Annotated in this window: 1 protein-coding gene; it reads left to right on the top strand. The window is 66.9% G+C overall.

The genetic code is table 11. The annotated features are described in order from the left end of the window. A partial coding sequence (locus SB771_RS33940; protein ID WP_410721907.1) for an MlaA family lipoprotein occupies positions 1-308 on the top strand: 308 nt, incomplete at both ends.

Genomic DNA, 308 nt, shown 5'->3' with positions numbered 1-308 from the left:
GACACGTACGCGCTGAAGCCGGTGGCGAAGGGCTATCAGTACGTGGTGCCGCAGCCGGTGCGCGACAGCGTGACCAACTTCTTCTCGAACATCGGCGACGTCTACATCGCCGCGAACAACATCGTGCAGCTGCGCATCGCCGACGGGGTGGGCGACATCATGCGGGTCGTGATCAACACGGTGTTCGGCGTCGGCGGCCTGTTCGACGTCGCGACGGTCGCGAAACTGCCGAAGCACACGGCCGACTTCGGCGTCACGATGGGCCGCTACGGCGTGCCGGCCGGCCCGTACCTGGTGCTGCCGCTGCT

Origin of the sequence: Burkholderia sp. SIMBA_051 (assembly GCF_046534915.1) — a bacterium.
GTDB lineage: Bacteria > Pseudomonadota > Gammaproteobacteria > Burkholderiales > Burkholderiaceae > Burkholderia > Burkholderia ambifaria.
This window is presented reverse-complemented; position numbering and strand designations above follow the sequence as displayed.